This is a genomic window from Streptomyces thermospinosisporus, from assembly GCF_039526425.1.
Classification (GTDB): Bacteria; Actinomycetota; Actinomycetes; order Streptomycetales; family Streptomycetaceae; genus Streptomyces; species Streptomyces thermocarboxydovorans.
Genome location: NZ_BAAAIZ010000132.1, coordinates 1 through 18,025, shown reverse-complemented (window position 1 = coordinate 18,025; position 18,025 = coordinate 1). Strand labels below are relative to the sequence as shown.

The 18,025-nt window shown below is 73.0% G+C and carries 12 protein-coding genes; 6 read left to right on the top strand and 6 right to left on the bottom strand.

Going from position 1 to position 18,025, the window contains the following annotated elements; all coding sequences use genetic code 11:
• The 6 genes from ABD207_RS31100 to ABD207_RS31075 form a co-directional block, all read left to right on the top strand.
• Window positions 1-2,145 (top strand): MinD/ParA family ATP-binding protein (locus tag ABD207_RS31100; RefSeq protein ID WP_344016659.1); only part of this gene is annotated, 2,145 nt, incomplete at its 5' end.
• A gap of 318 nt (window positions 2,146-2,463) precedes the next feature.
• On the top strand, window positions 2,464-4,332 hold the full coding sequence (locus ABD207_RS31095) for an ABC transporter substrate-binding protein (RefSeq protein WP_344016657.1): 1,869 nt from the start codon (window positions 2,464-2,466) through the stop codon (window positions 4,330-4,332).
• Between the two features lie 15 nt (window positions 4,333-4,347).
• Window positions 4,348-5,424, top strand: a complete 1,077-nt coding sequence (locus ABD207_RS31090) for an ABC transporter permease (protein WP_344016656.1) — start codon at window positions 4,348-4,350, stop codon at window positions 5,422-5,424.
• A complete protein-coding gene (locus ABD207_RS31085; protein ID WP_344016654.1) occupies window positions 5,421-6,368 on the top strand; it encodes an ABC transporter permease in 948 nt (315 codons plus the stop codon). Before ABD207_RS31090 ends, ABD207_RS31085 begins: the two co-directional genes overlap by 4 nt.
• Window positions 6,365-7,783: an oligopeptide/dipeptide ABC transporter ATP-binding protein gene (locus tag ABD207_RS31080; protein ID WP_344016653.1), complete on the top strand. Its 1,419-nt coding sequence runs from the start codon at window positions 6,365-6,367 to the stop codon at window positions 7,781-7,783. The genes ABD207_RS31085 and ABD207_RS31080 overlap by 4 nt, the downstream gene beginning before the upstream one ends.
• A complete protein-coding gene (locus ABD207_RS31075; protein WP_344016651.1) occupies window positions 7,780-8,799 on the top strand; it encodes an ABC transporter ATP-binding protein in 1,020 nt (339 codons plus the stop codon). The genes ABD207_RS31080 and ABD207_RS31075 overlap by 4 nt, the downstream gene beginning before the upstream one ends.
• A 234-nt stretch (window positions 8,800-9,033) precedes the next feature.
• On the opposite strand, the gene ABD207_RS31070 is transcribed toward ABD207_RS31075, so the two are convergent.
• The 6 genes from ABD207_RS31070 to infB form a co-directional block, all read right to left on the bottom strand.
• Window positions 9,034-9,996: a bifunctional riboflavin kinase/FAD synthetase gene (locus ABD207_RS31070; RefSeq protein ID WP_344016650.1), complete on the bottom strand. Its 963-nt coding sequence runs from the start codon at window positions 9,994-9,996 to the stop codon at window positions 9,034-9,036.
• Between the two features lie 145 nt (window positions 9,997-10,141).
• Window positions 10,142-13,690 carry a trypsin-like peptidase domain-containing protein gene (locus tag ABD207_RS31065; RefSeq protein WP_425580880.1) on the bottom strand — a complete coding sequence of 1,183 codons (3,549 nt, stop codon included), beginning with the start codon at window positions 13,688-13,690 and terminating at the stop codon, window positions 10,142-10,144.
• A 442-nt stretch (window positions 13,691-14,132) separates the two neighbouring features.
• Window positions 14,133-15,038 carry a tRNA pseudouridine(55) synthase TruB gene (truB, locus tag ABD207_RS31060; RefSeq protein ID WP_344016649.1) on the bottom strand — a complete coding sequence of 302 codons (906 nt, stop codon included), beginning with the start codon at window positions 15,036-15,038 and terminating at the stop codon, window positions 14,133-14,135.
• Window positions 15,035-15,484: a 30S ribosome-binding factor RbfA gene (rbfA, locus tag ABD207_RS31055; protein WP_167998526.1), complete on the bottom strand. Its 450-nt coding sequence runs from the start codon at window positions 15,482-15,484 to the stop codon at window positions 15,035-15,037. Before rbfA ends, truB begins: the two co-directional genes overlap by 4 nt.
• A 48-nt stretch (window positions 15,485-15,532) precedes the next feature.
• Window positions 15,533-15,826, bottom strand: a complete 294-nt coding sequence (locus tag ABD207_RS31050; protein ID WP_344006322.1) for a DUF503 domain-containing protein — start codon at window positions 15,824-15,826, stop codon at window positions 15,533-15,535.
• Window positions 15,827-16,011: 185 nt separating this feature from the next.
• A partial coding sequence (infB, locus tag ABD207_RS31045) for a translation initiation factor IF-2 (protein ID WP_344016647.1) occupies window positions 16,012-18,025 on the bottom strand: 2,014 nt, incomplete at its 5' end.

Below are 18,025 nucleotides of genomic sequence, written 5' to 3'. Positions count from 1 at the left end.
GCGTCCTCCGAAGCGCCCGGCGGCGACGGGCCGCAGGACGCCGTCCCGCCCGCCTGGACTCCCCCGGTGCCGCAGGGCGCACCGCCGGTGCCGCCCGGCTACCCGGCCGCCCCGGCGCCCGCGGCGCAGTGGCCCGCTCAGCCCCCGGCGCAGCCCGGCGGCTACGGCTACCCGCCGCAGCCGCCCGCGCCGCAGGGACAGCAGCCGGGTATGCCTCCGCAGGCTCCCGCCCACCAGCCTCAGCCGCAGCAGCCCGCCGCTGCCCAGGACCAGTCCGCCGCCGCGCCGCAGCAGCCGCCCGTCCAGCCGCAGGCTCCGCAGCCGGCCCCGGCGCCGTGGAACACGCCGGGTGCCCAGACGGCGCCTCCGACCGCGGTGCAGCCGCCGGCCGGTTACGGCTTCCCGCAGCCGGGCTCCTCCCCCGCGCCGGACGCCCGGGGCGGCTACGGCTTCCCGAACCCGGCGGCGGCCCAGGCCCCTGCGGCACCGCAGGCGCAGGCCCCCGCGCAGCAGCCCGCCCCGCAGCCGGAAGCGCAGGCCCAGCCGCAGCCGTCGGCCCAGCAGCCGAACCCGCAGGCCGGATACGGCTTTCCGCAGCCCGGTACGCCCGGCACGCCGAGTACGCCCGGTGCGCCCGCGGCCGGCCCCGGCAACGGTTACGGCTTCCCGCTCCAGCCCGCGCCGCAGGCACAGCCGCCGGCGCCGCAGCCCGGTGCGCCCGCGCAGGCCCAGCCGCAGCCCGGTGTGCCGCCGCAGGGGCAGCCGCAGCCGCCCGTCGACCCCAGGCTCGGGGCCGCCTGGCCGCAGCCGATGCAGCACGATCAGCGGCAGCCGACCAACCCGCAGGCCGCACCGCTCGGTTACACGGCCGCAGTGGAGCTGTCGTCGGACCGGCTGCTGAACAGCAAGAAGCAGAAGGCGAAGAGCAGCCGTCCGGTCGGCGGATCGCGCTTCAAGCTCGGCGGCAAGAAGGAGGAGGCCGAGCGGCAGCGGAAGCTGCAGCTGATCCGCACGCCGGTGCTGTCCTGCTATCGCATCGCCGTGATCAGCCTCAAGGGCGGTGTGGGCAAGACGACGACCACCACCGCGCTCGGTGCGACGCTCGCCTCGGAGCGGCAGGACAAGATCCTCGCGATCGACGCGAACCCGGACGCCGGTACCCTCGGCCGCCGCGTGCGGCGGGAGACCGGGGCGACGATCCGCGACCTCGTCCAGGCGATCCCGTACCTCAACTCCTACATGGACATCCGGCGGTTCACCTCGCAGGCGCCGTCCGGTCTTGAGATCATCGCCAACGACGTGGACCCGGCCGTGTCCACCACGTTCAACGACGAGGACTACCGGCGCGCCATCGACGTGCTCGGCAAGCAGTACCCGATCATCCTGACCGACTCCGGCACGGGTCTGCTGTACAGCGCCATGCGCGGGGTGCTGGACCTCGCCGACCAGCTCATCATCATCTCCACGCCGTCCGTGGACGGTGCGAGCAGCGCCAGTACGACGCTGGACTGGCTGTCGGCGCACGGTTACGCGGAACTGGTCTCGCGGTCGATCACCGTCATCTCCGGGGTGCGCGAGACCGGCAAGATGATCAAGGTCGAGGACATCGTGTCGCACTTCGAGACCCGGTGCCGGGGCGTGGTCGTGGTGCCGTTCGACGAGCATCTGGCCGCGGGTGCGGAGGTCGACCTCGACCTGATGCGGCCGAAGGTCCGGGAGGCGTACTTCAACCTCGCGGCCATGGTGGCCGAGGACTTCGTGCGGCATCAGCAGTCGCACGGGCTGTGGACCTCCGACGGCAACCCGCCGCCGGTCGCCGCCCCGCCGCTGCCGGGCCAGCCGCTCCCCGGCCAGCCCCTGCCGGGGCAGCCGATGCCCGGTCAGCCCTTCCCCGGTGGCCAGCCGCCGGTCCCGGGCCAGCCGCTCCCCGGCCAGCCCCCGGCGCAGGGCCGGCCGCCGTACCCGGGTCAGCCCGGTCCCGGCCAGCCCGGCCCGTACCCGCAGCAGCCGCAGCAGCCGGGCGTGCCCCCGCAGGCCGAGCCCCAGCCGGGGCAGGGTTACCCGCAGCAGCAGCCGGCCCAGCAGCCCTATCCGCAGCAGCCGGGTCAGGCACCGCAGACGCCGCCGCCCCCGCCGCAGCAGTAACGGCGACGCGCGGGGACGGCCCGCCCGGCGTCAATCACACACATCGGTACATCACACGACCGGCCCCTCTCGAGGGGCCGATCGTCATGTACGGGACCCTCCGCACGGATGGGCGGAAATCGGCCGCCACGCCCTGGCCAGGGGTGCGTCAGTGGTCTCGACCAATGGGCGTCAAAAGCTCGCCAATTCGTTATTTCCGCAGGCCACATGGGGTGCGCACGCCGTTGACGCGTTCAGATGGCGCTGATAGACACACTCAACACTCATCTGATCAACCCGTCCCATCCGTGCGAGCGATGACGCGAGGTCAGCGACCCTATGAACACGAACGATCATGGCGATCAACGGCGCTCGGGGCGCATCCCCGGCCGCATCCGGCTCGTCGCGGCGGCCGGCGCCGCCGCACTCACCCTCACCGCCGGGCTCGCGACCCCGCTCAACCCGGCGCCGGAGCAGGCCCGTGCGGCCGACGACGGCAAGAAGGTGCTGACGGTCGCGGTGGCGCAGAGCGTCGACTCGCTCAGCCCGTTCCTGGCGGTGCGGCTGCTCAGCACGAGCATCCACCGGCTCACCTACGAGTACCTGACCAACTACGACCCCAAGGACAACCACGTCATCCCGGCTCTGGCCACCAAGTGGGAGTCCTCCCCGGACAAGCTGACCTGGACGTACACGATCCGCTCCAACTCCAAGTGGTCGGACGGCAAGCAGGCCACCGCCGAGGACGCGGCCTGGACGTTCAACAAGATGATGACCGACGAGGGCGCGGCCACCGCCAACGGCAGCTTCGTCGGCAACTTCGAGAAGGTCACCGCCCCCAGCCCGACCAAGCTGGTCATCAAGCTGAAGAAGCCGCAGGCCACGATGACGGCGCTGGACGTGCCGATCGTGCCCAAGCATGTGTGGGAGAAGGTCGACGACTTCTCGAAGTTCAACAATGACAAGGACTTCCCCATAGTCGGCAACGGGCCGTTCATCCTCACCGACTACAAGCCGGACAGCTATGTGCGGATGAAGGCCAACAAGGACTTCTGGCGCGGTGCGCCGAAGTTCGACGAGCTGGTCTTCCGCTACTACAAGGACCAGGACGCGGCGGTGTCGGCGCTGCGCAAGGGCGAGGTGTCGTTCGTCGCCGGCTCGCCGTCGCTGACGCCCGCTCAGGCGGCCTCGCTGAAGGGCGAGAAGAACATCCATGTCAACGACGCCCCGGGCCGCCGCTTCTACGCGCTGGCCACCAACCCGGGCGCGAAGGCGAAGAACGGCGAGAAGATGGGTGACGGGCACCCCTCGCTGCTCGACCAGCGGGTGCGCAACGCCCTGTTCAAGGCGGTGGACCGCAAGGCCATCATCGACAAGGTGTTCCAGGGCCACGCCGTGGAGGGCGCGGGCTACATCCCGCCGCGCTACTCGCAGTACTTCTGGAAGCCGTCGCCCGACCAGGAGCTGACGTACGACCTGGAGGAGGCGGCCCGGATGCTCGACCAGGCCGGCCTCAAGAAGAACGGGGACGGCAAGCGGGTCGGCAAGGACGGCAAGCCGGTCAACTACCGGGTGCTGTGCCACGCCACCGACCCGAACGACAAGGCGATCGGCAAGTACCTGCAGGAGTGGTGGGGCAAGCTCGGTATCGGAGTCACCCTCAAGTGCCTGGACAATGTGACCGATCCCTGGCTGGCCGGTGAGTACGACCTGGCCTTCGACGGCTGGTCGGTCAACCCGGACCCCGACTTCGTGCTGTCGATCCACACCTGCGCCGCGCTGCCCGCCACCCCCAAGGACACCGGCGCGACCGACAACTTCATCTGCGACAAGAAGTACGACGAGCTCTACGCCAAGCAGCTCGCCGAGTACGACCCGGCCAAACGGGCGGACATCGTCAAGCAGATGGAGTCGCGGCTGTACGACCTCGGGTACATGAACGTCATGGCGTATCCGAACGCGGTCGAGGCGTACCGCACCGACCAGATCAAGTCGATCACCACCATGCCGTCGAAGGCGGGCAACATCTACGGCCAGGACGGCTACTGGAGCTGGTGGTCGGCGGTGCCGGCGGACTCCGGCGACTCCTCGGACGACTCCTCCTCGGCCGGGGTGGTCATCGGGATCGTGGCGGGTGTCGTCGTCCTCGCCGGGCTGGGTGCGTTCCTCGCGATGCGGCGCCGGGCGACGGCCGATGACCGTGAGTAGCGTGCGGGGGTGCCGATGACCGCCGATGCGGCGTCCGCCCCGATCGAGAAGCCGGGTGCCGCCGGTCCGGTGACGGACGGGCCGGCGGCGCCCCGCGGGCCGCGGGCCCGCACCACCACCGCGTATCTGCGGTATGTGGCGGGCAAGCTGGCGGGCGCGGCGGTGTCGCTGCTCGCCGTGCTCGTCACCAGCTTCTTCCTGTTCCGGCTGATCCCCGGCGACCCGGTGAAGTTCATGACCGGCGGGCGGCAGGTCTCGGCCGAGCAACTGGCCAACTACCGCGAGCAGTTCGGACTCGACCTGCCGCTGTGGCAGCAGTTCACCGACTACTGCGGCAAGGCCCTCACCGGAGACCTGGGGACCTCGTACCAGTTCAACGCCCCGGTGAACGACAAGATCACCGAGGCGCTGCCGAACACCCTGCTGCTCACCGGCACGGCGTTCGTGCTCTACACCCTGCTGGGGATCTTCCTGGGGGCGCGGTCGGCGTGGCGGCACGGGCGGCTCGGGGACCGGCTCAACACCGGCCTGGCGCTGACCCTGTACTCGGTCCCGTCGTTCTGGCTGGGGCTGCTGCTGATCGTCACGCTGTCGGTGGGGGTCGGGCCGCTGCCGGGGCTGTTCCCCACCGGGGGCATGGAGTCGGGCGGCGAGGAGGGCTTCGCCTACGTCCTGGACGTGGCCCACCATCTGATCCTGCCGGTGGTGACGCTGGTGGCCGTCGAGTACGGGCAGACGCTGCTGGTGACCCGGTCGGCGCTGCTGGACGAGATGGGCAGCGACTATCTGACCACCGCCCGCGCCAAGGGGCTGCGCGACGACCTCGTGCGGCGGCGCCACGCGGTGCCGAACGCGCTGCTGCCGACCGTGACGCTGATCTTCATCAACCTGGGCCGCACGGTGGCCGGGGTGATCCTGGTGGAGACGGTGTTCTCCTGGCCGGGCCTCGGCGGGCTGTTCTACCAGGCGCTCAGCGTGCCCGATCTGCCGCTGGTGCAGGGGCTGTTCTTCGTGTTCGCCGCCGCGGTGATCGTGATGAACACCCTGGCCGATCTGATCTATCCGCTGCTCGACCCCCGGGTGGGCCGATGACGACGACCGAGAACGGCACGACGAAGGAGCAGGCCGAGCAGGTTTCCGTGGCCGTACGGCCGCGGGCGCTCGCCCGGCGGCGGCGCCGGGCCTCGGCCGCGCGTTTCTGGCGCCAGTACCGCACGCACCGGGCCGGGCTCTTCGGCCTGGGCGCACTGCTGCTGTTCGCGCTGCTGGCGCTGACCGCACCGCTGCTGGTCGGCTCCGACGTCGACAACGTGACCGACGCGCCCGGCGCACCGCTGGAGGAGCCGAGCGCCGAATTCCCGTTCGGCACCGACCAGTTCGGCCGGAACCTGCTCGGCCTGGTGATCTGGGGTGCGCGGGTGTCGCTTCTGGTGGGGCTGCTCGCCGCGGTGCTGTCGGTGGCGATCGGCACGCTGATCGGAGTGACCGCGGGGCACTTCAAGGGCTGGTACGCCACGGTCATGATGCGGATCACCGACTGGTTCCTGGTGATGCCCACACTGGTGCTGGCGATCGCGCTGGCCACGGTGATGCCGCGTTCGCTGCTCACCATCATCGTGGCGATCGGGGTGACCACCTGGCCGACCACCGCCCGGCTGGTGCGCGCGCAGACCCTGGCGGTGGAGACCCGGCCGTACATCGAGCGGGCGCGGGCGCTGGGCGGCGGCCACTGGCACATCATGTCCCGGCATGTGCTGCCCAATGTGATGCCGCTGGTGCTGGCGCAGACCACCCTGATCATCTCCACGGCGATCCTCGCCGAGGCGACGCTCGCCTTCCTCGGGCTCAGTGACCCGGCGGTCGTGTCCTGGGGCGCGCTGCTGCAGGACGCGCGGGAGGCGGGAGCGGTGAGCTCCGGTCACTGGTGGTATCTGGTGCCGCCGGGTGTCGCCATCGCCGTGGTGGCGCTGGCGTTCACGCTGTGCGGGCGGGCCGTGGAGCAGGTCCTCAACCCGAGGCTGGGGGTGTCGCGGTGACTCTGCTCGACGTCAGGGACCTGACGGTGACGTACGCGGGCGGCGCGGCGGCCGTGCGCGGAGTGGACCTGCGGCTGGAGGCAGGCCGGAAGCTCGGGATCGCGGGCGAGTCGGGCTGCGGCAAGTCCACGCTCGCGCTGGCGCTGCTGCGGCTGCTGCCGGCGGGTGCTCGGGTCGGCGGGAAGATCCTGCTGGACGGCGAGGACGTGCTGGCGATGAAGTGGGGCCGGGTCCGGGCGGTGCGCTGGGCCGGTGCCTCGATCGTCTTCCAGGGGGCGATGCACTCCCTCAACCCGGTGCACCGCATCGGCGACCAGATCGCCGAGCCGATCCTGCTGCACGGCCGGGCGACCCCGGCAGCGGCCCGGAAACGGGCCGGGGAACTGCTGGAGCAGGTCGGGCTGCCGGCGGCCCGCGCGTCGGCCTACCCGCACGAGCTGTCCGGCGGCCAGCGGCAGCGGGTGATGATCGCGATGGCGCTCGCCTGCGACCCGCGGCTGATCATCGCGGACGAGCCGACCACCGCGCTCGATGTGATGATCCAGGCGCAGATCCTGCGCCTGATCGAGCAGCTGGTCGCGGACCAGGGCGTGGGCCTCATCATGATCAGTCACGATCTGGCGGTGCTCGCCGACACCTGCGACCGGCTCGCGGTGATGTACGCGGGCCGGGTGGTCGAGGAGGGCCCCGCCGGCCAGGTCTACGAGTCCGCCCGGCATCCGTACGCCCGTGCGCTGTCCGCCGCCTTCCCCCGCATCGGCGACCCGTCCTCCCGCTTCGCCCCGCGCGGCCTGCCGGGCGACCCCCCGGACCCGTCGGCCCTGCCGACCGGCTGCACCTTCCATCCCCGCTGCCCGGTCGCGCTGGACTCCTGCGCGACGGAGGACCAGCCCCTGCGCGAGGCGGGCCCGGCCTGGCGCGCGGCCTGCGTGCGGGTCGGCTTGAACGGCGACGCGGAGACGGGGCCCCCGGGCGCGGGCGACTCCAAGGAGCGGCTCGACGAGGCGGTGCGGCCCGGTGAGGCGGCACCGTCCGATGCCGAGGAGCCGGACGGCGAGGCACCTCGGTCCGCCGGTGCGGACCGGTCCGACGGGGCCGCGCGGCCTGGGCCCGAGGGTCCGGCGGAGCGACCCGCCGACGCCGCACCACCTGGCGAACCTGCTGGATCCACGGACGCCGCACTGTCCGGCCAACCGGCAGGATTCAGCGACGCCACACCGTCCGACGGACCCGCAGAGTCCGGCGAGGCCGCGCAGCCCGACGAGGCGGCACGGACCGGTGAGGCGGAGCAACTCGGCGAAGGCGCACAGCCCGGCCGGGCCGCCGGCTCCGGCGATGACGGAACGGAGCCCGGCGACGGAACGGAGCCCGAGGCCGTGCGGGCCAGTGAGGAAGCGAGGCACAGCGCGTCATGACCCTCTCCCCCGCCGCCGACGCCGGCACGCAGACCGGGACCGAGACCGCCCTGCTCAGTGCGCAGGGTGTGCATGTCACGTTCCCCGGGCGGCACGGTGCTCCGGCCGCCCGTGCCGTGGACGGTGTCGATCTCGACATCCGGCCCGGCGAGATCGTCGCCCTGGTCGGTGAGTCCGGCTGCGGGAAGACGACCCTGGCCCGCACCCTGCTGGGGCTGGTCACGCCGACCCAGGGCAGCGTCACCTTCGACGGGCGGCCGCTGGAGTACTCCGGCCGCTCCCTGAAGGCGTACCGCAAGCGGGTGCAGCTGGTGCTGCAGGACCCGAGCGGTTCGCTCAACCCCCGGCACACGGTGTACGACGCCGTGGCCGAGGGGCTGCGCATCCACGGTCACGGCGGTGACGAGCAGGCGGCCGTGGCGCAGGCGCTGTCGCGGGCCGGGCTGCGGCCGCCGGAGCGCTTCTTCCTGCGCTATCCGCACGAGCTGTCCGGCGGTCAGCGCCAGCGCGTGGTGATCGCGGGTGCACTGGTCCTGGAGCCCGAACTCCTCGTCGCCGACGAGCCGGTGGCCTCCCTCGACGCCTCGGTGCGCGGCGAGATCCTGGCGCTGCTGCTGCGGCTGCGCGACGAACTGGGCCTGTCCGCGCTGGTCGTCACGCACGATCTGGGGCTGGCCTGGAACATCGCCGACCGGGTGGCGGTGATGTATCTGGGCCGGATCGTGGAGACGGGCCCGGTGGAGCAGGTGCTGACCGCTCCCCGGCATCCCTACACGCAGGCGCTGCTGTCGGTGCTCCCCGAGGCCCCCGGCGACCCCGTGGTCCTCACCGGCGAACCCCCGGACCCCTCCCGCGTCCCCTCGGGCTGCCGCTTCCACGCCCGCTGCCAGATCCTGGCGAGCGGAGAGGCGGAGCGGGCCGGGGTGGCGGAGGCCTGCCGGACGCAGGACCTGGAGATTCTGACCGGGGATGCCACGGCCCAGGTGGCATGCCACTGGGCGGCGGCGGCACGCTGACCGGAACGCGGCGGGCGGTCGGACGCCTACGGGAAGTGCTGGGCCGTGCCGGTACTCGGGCGCCTACCGGAAGCCCGGGCGAGCCGGTACTCGGGCGCCTACCGGAAGCCCCGGCCGAGCCGGTACTCGGGCGCCTACCGGAAGCCCCGGCCGAGCCGGTACTCAGGCGCCTACCGGAAGCCCCGGCCGAGCCGGTACTCAGGCGCCTACCGGAAGCCCCGGCCGAGCCGGTACTCAGGCGCTCCGCTCGCGCTCGGCCGCGGCGATGAGCTCCTTGCAGCGTTCGACGTCCTGCCGCATCTGCGCCAGCAGATCGTCCAGCGTGTCGAACTTCGCCTGGCCGCGCACGAACGCCAGAAAGTCCACGGCGACATGCAGCCCGTACAGGTCGAGCCCTTCCCGGTCGATGGCGTACGCCTCCACCGTGCGCTCGGTGCCGTCGAACTGGGGGTTGGTCCCGACGGAGATCGCCGCCGGCATGGCCTCGCCCTGGGCGTGCAGCCAGCCGGCGTAGACGCCGTCGGCGGGGATCGCGGTGTGCGGCAGGGTCTCGACGTTGGCCGTGGGGAAGCCGAGTTCGCGTCCGCGCTGGGCGCCGCGCACCACCACGCCCTCCACGCGGTGCGGGCGGCCCAGGATCTCGGCGGCGCCCGCGACATCGCCCTCGGCGACCAGGCGCCGGGTGAGCGTGGAGGAGAACGGCTCGCCGCCGCCGGCCTCACCGGTGACGTACAGGTCGACGACCTCGACGTCGAAGTCGTACACCTTGCCCTGCTCGGCGAGGTAGTCCACGGTGCCGGCGGCCTTGTGGCCGAAGCGGAAGTTGGGGCCCTCCACGACCGCCTTGGCGTGCAGCTTGTCCACCAGGACCTTCACCACGAAGTCGGCCGGGGACAGCTTGGAGAACTCGGTGGTGAACGGCAGGATCAGCACCGCGTCCACGCCCAGCTCGGCCATGAGTTCGGCACGCCGGTGGTGCGGGGCGAGCAGCGGCGGGTGGCTGCCGGGGCGGACGACCTCGCTGGGGTGCGGGTCGAAGGTGACGACCACGGCGGGAATGCCCAGCTCGCGGGCGCGCTCCACGGCATGCCGGATGATCAGCTGGTGCCCTCGGTGGACACCGTCGTAGGAGCCGATGGTGACGACGCTGCGCCCCCAGTCCTGGGGGATGTCCTCCAAGCCACGCCAGCGCTGCACTGTGCCCGCTCCTTGTCGAAACCTCGTCCAAACCGAGTACGCAGGTCTAAGGGTGCCATGCCGCCCGCCCTCGGCCCGCATCGGCATCGGGCCTGTGACGGGGTGCACGTGCGCATGACAGGTCCGGCGGCAGGTCCGGGAGGAGTCAGGCGGGGACGGTCACGCCTGCCAGGTTCTCGATGGTGCGGCGGGAGCTGGGGCCGACGACCGCGGCCCACTCCTGCGGTGCCTCGGCGAGCCATCCGGTCACGGCGGCGGCGAAGCCGGGGACGTGCCGGGACAGGTCGACCAGGGCGCGGTCGAAGCGGGTGGCGCCCTCGGCCGTGCGGATCAGCAGCAGACCGGTGCGGTGCACCAGCGCCCGCTGCTCCTCGCCGGTGTGGCGGGCCGCGGCGCGCAGTACGGCGTCGAGGACGGCGGGGTCGCTCTCGTCGGCGAGGAGACGGTCGAGCAGCTTCCGGCGCAGGGGGCGGGAGGAGGCGGTGCAGGGTGCGGCGAGCACTCCGGCGAGCGCGGCCCGCAGTGGCTCCGGGCCGCCGGAGAGCAGGGCGGTGAGCAGCGCCGGCAGCCCGGTGCCGGCGGCGGCCGGGTCGCGGTCCAGCCGCTGGTCGGCGTAGGCCGCGATCGGTCCGGCGAGCTCCGGCCGCCGCCCGGCGGCGTCCCGGAGCAGCGCGGCGACCCGGTCGGTGATCCCGGGTGTGGTGGCGTCGGCGAGGGCGCGGAGGGCCTCGGCGGAGTCCGCGGGCTGCGCCAGCCGCTCGCGGAAGGCGTCGAGCACCGGCTCGGGGTGCGTGCCGAGGGCCTCGGTGAGCGCACTCGGGGGCAGCAGCGGGTCGCCGGCCACGAAGTGCCGCAGGGCGCGTGCCAGATGACGGTCCCGGCTGCTGGGGTCGCGGACGAGCAGGGCGAGGGCGCCGCCGTGCAGGGCGCGGTCGCTGCTGCGGACCAGCAGGGCGAGGGCCGCGTAGCGCAGCAGGGCGCGGTCGGAGCCGTCGCGGGCGTGCGGGGCGACGCGCAGGCCGTGGGTCACGGCGGCGCACCGGCGGGTGGGGCGTTCGTCGCGCGCCCAGCGGTCGACGGCCCGGCAGACGACGGCCGGTTCCTCCTCGGCGAGGGCGGTGAGCAGCTGCTCCGCCCTGCGGTGCGTGCTGTCGGCGAGGGCGTCGGTGAGGGTGTCGGGTGCGCGGTGCAGGTGGGTGTACAGCAGGGCCTGTGCGGCGGTGGCCGCGGTGGCGTGCGGGGTGGCGGGCAGCGGCCGCTCGTCGTCGAACCAGCGCACCAGCAGCGGCACCACGGCCCGGGGGTCGGCGGTGAGCAGCCGGGCGGCCTCGTCGAGGAACCGCGGGCCGGGCTCGCAGGGGGGACCGTCGGCGTGCACCAGGCGGCGCAGCAGCGCCAGTCGGGCGTCCTGCGGCAGTGCGAGCGACGCCCAGAAGGCCGGGCCGAGACCGGGCGGCACGGTCCCCCGCTGCCGCCATGCCACGGTCCGGTCCGCCAGCAGCCGGAGCACCTCGGTGTACGGCGTGGCGTCCGGTACGCGGGTGAGGGTGCCGGTGAGCAGCCGGGCCGCCCACCAGGAGCCGGGGTCGGCGTCCAGCGCGTGCATCAGGTCGGCCAGCCGTGAGGCGAGATGGCGGGGTCCGTGCTGGCGGGCGAGGAGCAGCATGGCCTGGGTGACGGGGCCGAGGCGGTGGTGCGGGACGGGGCGGTCCGGCCGGTCGTGCACCAGGGTGCGCAGGGCGCCGTCCAGGTCGAGATGGAGGCCCTGGAGCCAGTCGGCAAGCTCCTCGTGGGCGAAGCGGTAGCCGGATCCCGCGGGCACCAGGAGGCCCTCGGCGAGCACGGCGGAGGCCCAGCCGGTCCCGCCGCCGAGCCGCCGCGGCGCGGCCCCCCACGGGAACAGCGTCTCGAACGCCTCCCGTTCCAGGCCGCCCTCCTCGAGGCTGAGCCGCGCGGCCTCGTGCACCTGCCCGGCGACCTTGGCGGCGAGCCGCCGCACGGTGGTGCCGCGCACCCCGTTCTCGGCGGCGAGCCGCACGGCGACGCGCAGGCACACCAGGTCGAGGTGGGCGGCGAAGACGCTGTCCCGGTCCAGGCCGGCCTCGGGCGGGCGGATGTCGTCCACCCGGTCGGCGCGGTCGCCGGCGTCACCGCTGTCGCTGCGGGCGTCGGGTGCGGGTGCGGTGAGCGTGCGGGGCGGCGCCCAGTGCGGCCCTTGTGCGCCGGCGGGGCGGAGTTCAGCGCCGGGCGGCAGGTCCGTGCCGTCGTCGCCGATGGCCGCCAGGATTTCCGCGAGGAGGCGCAGGGTCAGGGGGTGGCGGGCGTCGGCCAGGACGCCCTCGGGGATGCCCTGGCGGCGGCGGGCCTCCCAGGCCTCCTCGGCGGTCAGATCGCCGAGGCGCACGCAGGCGGGCAGGCCGTCCTGACCGGGCCCGCCCCCGTGCAGCAGCTCCGCCGGGTAGCGGGCGCCGGCCTGTTCCCAGTGCTCCTCGCGGCAGGCCAGCATCAGGCGTGCGCCCTGTTCGTCGAGCCAGCGAGCCGTCCCGGCGGTCCACTCGGGGAGCCGCTCGGCCAGTGCGGCCGGCATCTCCTCCGGGTTGTCGAGCAGGAGGAGCAGCGGGCGGCCGGTTCCGGCGGCGAACCGGGCGAGACGCTCCGGGCCGGTGTCGCCGAGGTCCTCGGCGGATCCGGGGATGTGGCCGGCGGCGGCCACGATCCGGGCGGACCGGTCCAGCGCCCGGCGGGCGGCGTCCGCGACCGAGGTGTCGTCGCCGCGCAGGTCCGCGCCGCGCAGCCACAGCGTCGGCTTCCCCGCCCCGTGCCGGCGGGCGGCGAGCGCCGCGAGTTCCGTGGTGCGGCCGCTGCCGGGCGGTCCGACCAGGCCCAGCACGCAGGCGGTGCCCTCCTCGAAGGCGGTGAGTTCGGCGATCACGGCCGCGCGCTCCACCGCCGGCTGCGGCAGCAGGGCGCCGGGCGGTCCGTCCTGGGCCACCGAGGTGGCCGTGAGCTCCAGCAGTCCGGCGAGGTTCAGGTCGTCGCCGTAGGCCGGGACCGTGGCCGCGTTCGCGGCGAGCAGTTCGCGGAGCGCCTGGGTGGCGGGGCGCAGGGGCACGGCGAATCCGACGTCGGCGGTCTCGGACGACAGGGCCGTGCCGAGGACGCCCAGCACGGCTCCGGTGGCCGCGTCGAGCACCGGGCCGCCCGCCGCGCCGCCGCCCAGGCGGAGCGCGTCCCGGCCCGCGGTGCCCATGGCGAGTTCCAGCGCCTCGGGCAGCCCGTGGCAGCGGTCCACAGCGGTGTAGGTGACGGCGGTGATGCCCAGCACCCGCGCCTGACGCCAGCCGCCGGCGGGGATCCGGACGTAGGTGCCGGGGCCGATGTGCTCGCGGGCGGAGACCGGCAGGGGCGCCACGCCCAGTCCTTCGCTGTGCACCAGCGCCAGGCCGAGCCAGGGCAGCGGGGTCACCTCGTCCGCCGTGACGGCGCAGTGCCGGCCGGAGGGGGCGTGGAGCACCAGGCGGGGCAGTCCGTCGACCGCCTCGTGGCTGGTGATCACCGTGCCGTGGTGGTCGGCGAGGAAGCCGGTGCCACGCGGCCGGCCGGCGAGGTCGTGGATGCGTACGAGGACGTCGTCGGGGGCGCGCCCCCGGTCGGAGACGCTCGCCTGTTCCGGGGCGATCCGCTGAGCCGTCACGCCGCCTCCCCGCCGTACCGCCGTGCCCTTGCTCCGACCGTACGGCGAAGATGATCAGCGGGACAGATCGCCGGACGAACGCGCCCCCTTCCGCTCCCCCGGTTCACTCCGAGCGCCCGCGCTTACGGGTGAACGGGCGGGGAGGGATGGATACACCCTAGGGATGGGGGAACCGAGGGGGACCGTGGAGCGGCGCCGTGCGGATCGCGTGGCGCCGCTCCACGGCAGAGAGGACCGACGGCACAGAGGCCGGACAGCAGAGAAGGCCGGCGGCCGAGAGGACCACAGGCCCGACGGCAGTGAGGGGCCCACAGGCCCGACGGCCGAGAGGCCCACAGGCCCGACGGCAGTGAGGGGCCCACAGGCCCGACGGCAGTGAGGGGCCCACAGGCCCGACGGCGGAGAGAGCCACAGGCCCGACCGGGGAACGGCCCCGGTGCCGTCAGCCGAAGACGGCGAGGCTCTTGGCCTTGCCCTTCTGCTGCTCGACCAGGGCCAGGAGTCGGCCCTCCGGGTCGAAGACGGCCACGGGGCCGGAGCCGGCGTACTCGTCCGGCATCTCAAGACGCACCCCGTTGGTGAGCAGCCGGGCGCGCTTGGCGTCGACGTCCCAGCGGGGGAAGGCCGCGGCGGCGGCCTCGGCGATCGGCATGACGGTCAGCTCCTGCTCGAGCTGCTCCAGCGTCTTCGCCGAGTCCAGCTTGTACGGGCCGACGCGGGTGCGGCGCAGCGCGGTGAGGTGGCCGCCGACTCCGAGGTCGGCGCCCAGGTCGCGGGCGAGGGCTCGGATGTAGGTGCCGGAGGAGCAGACGACGGAGACCACCAGGTCGATCACCCGGGTGCCGTCCTCGGCCTCGGCCTCGCGCATGTCGTGCACCAGGAACGAGGAGACGGTGACCGGCCGGGCCGGGATGTCGAAGTCCTCGCCCTCACGGGCCCGCTTGTAGGAGCGCACGCCGTTGATCTTGATGGCGCTGACCTTGGACGGCACCTGCATGATGTCGCCGGTCAGCTTGGCGACGCCGGCGTCGACGGCCTCCCGGGTGATCCCGGAGGCGTCCGTGCCGGAGGTGATCTCGCCCTCGGCGTCGTCGGTGACGGTGTTCTGCCCGAGCCTGATGGTGCCCAGGTACTCCTTCTCCGTCAGGGCGAGATGCCCGAGGAGCTTGGTCGCCTTCTCGACGCCGAGGACCAGCACTCCGGTGGCCATCGGGTCGAGCGTGCCGGCGTGGCCGACGCGGCGGGTGCGGGCGATGCCGCGCATCTTGGCGACCACGTCGTGCGAAGTGAAGCCCGACGGCTTGTCGACGATGACAAGGCCGTCGGGCGTGCGGTGCTTCTGGGTCATTCGGCGGTGTCGTCCGTCTCGTCGTCGCCCGGCTTGCGGTACGGGTCGGGGTCTCCGGCGTAGGTCGCCCCGGCGGACGCCTCGCGCACCTTGGCGTCGGACTGGCGCGCCTTGTCGAGGAGGTCCTCGATGGTGCGTGCGGTGTCCGGCAGGGCGTCCATGACGAAGGTCAGGGTCGGCGTGAACTTCACGCCCGCCGCCCGGCCCACCTCGGAGCGCAGGATGCCCTTGGCGCTCTCCAGGCCGGCGGCCGCGGCCTTGCGCTCCTCGTCGTCCCCGTAGACGGTGTAGAAGACCGTCGCCTCCCGGAGGTCACCGGTGACCCGGGTGTCCGTGATGGTGACGTGCGAGCCGAGCCGCGGGTCCTTGATCCCACGCTGCAGCTTCTGGGCCACCACCTCCCGGATGAGGTCCGCCAGCCTTTTCGCCCGCGCGTTGTCGGCCACTGGTCGTCTCCCGTTCTTTCCTGTCTCGAATCTCGCCAGCTGTGATCGTCAGTCGTCTTCGCCGTGGAAGCGCCGCCTGACGGACAGCAGCTCCACCTCGGGGCGGCCGGCGACCAGTCGCTCGCAACGGTCCAGCACGTCGGTCAGGTGCCCCGCGTCGCCGGAGACCATCGCGATGCCGATGAGAGCCCGGCGATGGAGGTTCATGTGGTCCACCTCCGCCGCGCTCACCGCGTACTTGCGCTGGAGTTCGGCGACGATCGGGCGGACGACGGAGCGCTTCTCCTTCAGCGACCGGACGTCGCCGAGGAGGAGGTCGAAGGACAGCGTCCCCACAAACATGTGTGCAACCGGTTAACCCGCCGGTGCGGGATCGATGGACCTTCGAGAACCGTACATCGAAGGGGTGGTGCCCATCGACGCAATTGCCGGGCGGCGGCCGCGGGCCCCCCGTGGGGTGCGGCCTCCGCCAGACGCGGCGCTGGCCGACGGGAACGCCTCCCGTCGGCCAGCTCCAACCGTGGGTGTTACGCCCGCGGCTTCTCGCGCATCTCGTACGTCGCGATGATGTCGTCGACCTTGATGTCGTTGAAGTTTCCGAGGTTGATACCGCCCTCGAAGCCTTCGCGGATCTCGGTGACGTCGTCCTTGAAGCGACGCAGACCCTCGATGGTGAGGTTCTCGGCGACCACCTTGCCGTCGCGGATGAGCCGCGCCTTGGTGTTCCGCCGGACCTCGCCGGAGCGGATGATGACACCCGCGATGTTGCCCAGCTTGGACGACTTGAAGACCTCGCGGATCTCCGCCGTGCCGAGCTCGACCTCCTCGTACTCCGGCTTGAGCATGCCCTTGAGGGCCGCCTCGATCTCCTCGATCGCCTGGTAGATGACCGAGTAGTACCGGACGTCCACACCCTCGCGCTCGGCCATCTGCTGTGCCCGCCCGGCGGCGCGCACGTTGAAGCCGATCACGATGGCGTCGGAGCCCATCGCCAGGTCGATGTCGGACTCCGTGACCGCACCGACGCCGCGGTGCAGGACGCGGATGTCGACCTCTTCGCCGACGTCCAGCTGGAGCAGCGAGGACTCGAGGGCCTCGACCGAACCGGAGGCGTCACCCTTGATGATCAGGTTCAGCTGCTGGACCTCGCCGGCCTTGAGCACCTTGTCCAGGTCCTCGAGCGAGACGCGGCGCGTGCGCTTGGCGAACGCGGCGTTGCGCTCACGGGCGGCGCGCTTCTCGGCGATCTGGCGGGCCGTGCGGTCCTCGGGCACGACGATGAAGTTGTCGCCCGCGCCCGGGACGTTGGTGAGGCCCAGGACCTGCACCGGCGTCGACGGGCCGGCCTCGGAGACGTTGTTGCCGCTGTCGTCGAGCATGGCGCGCACGCGGCCGTAGGCGTCGCCCACCACCATCGTGTCGCCGACCCGCAGCGTGCCTCGCTGGACGAGGACGGTCGCCACGGCACCGCGCCCGCGGTCGAGCCGGGACTCGATCGCGATGCCCTGCGCGGCCTGCTTGGGGTTGGCCCGCAGGTCGAGCGAGGCGTCCGCGGTGAGGATGACGGCCTCGAGCAGCTCGTCGATGTGCAGACCCTGCTTGGCGGAGATGTCGACGAACATGGTGTCGCCGCCGTACTCCTCGGCCACCAGGCCGTACTCGGTCAGCTGACCGCGCACCTTCTGCGGGTCCGCGCCCTCGACGTCGATCTTGTTGACCGCGACGACGATCGGCACGTCGGCCGCCTTGGCGTGGTTGAGCGCCTCGACCGTCTGCGGCATGACGCCGTCGTTGGCCGCGACCACCAGGATCGCGATGTCGGTCGACTTCGCACCACGGGCACGCATGGCGGTGAACGCCTCGTGACCCGGGGTGTCGATGAAGGTGATCTTGCGCTCTTCGTCGTTGACCTCGGTCGTGACCTGGTAGGCACCGATGTGCTGGGTGATGCCACCGGCCTCGCCCGCGATGACGTTCGTCTTGCGGATGGCGTCCAGCAGGCGGGTCTTGCCGTGGTCGACGTGACCCATGACGGTGACGACCGGCGGGCGGACCACCAGGTCCTCCTCGCTGCCCTCGTCCTCGCCGAACTCCAGGTCGAAGGACTCGAGCAGCTCGCGGTCCTCCTCCTCCGGGCTGACGATCTGAACCTTGTAGTTCATCTCCTCGGCCAGGAGCTGGAGCGTCTCGTCGGAGACGGACTGGGTCGCGGTGACCATCTCGCCGAGGTTCATCATGACCGCGACGAGCGACGCCGGGTTGGCGTTGATCTTCTCCGCGAAGTCGGTGAGCGAGGCACCGCGCGACAGGCGAATGGTCTCGCCGTTGCCGCGAGGCAGCATCACGCCGCCGACCGACGGGGCCTGCATGGCCTCGTACTCCTGGCGCCGCTGCCGCTTCGACTTGCGGCCACGGCGCGCGGGACCGCCGGGACGGCCGAAGGCGCCCTGCGTGCCACCACGGCCACCCGGACCGCCGGGACGGCCGCCGAAGCCGGGACGGCCACCGCCGCCACCGAAACCGCCGCCGGGACGACCGCCG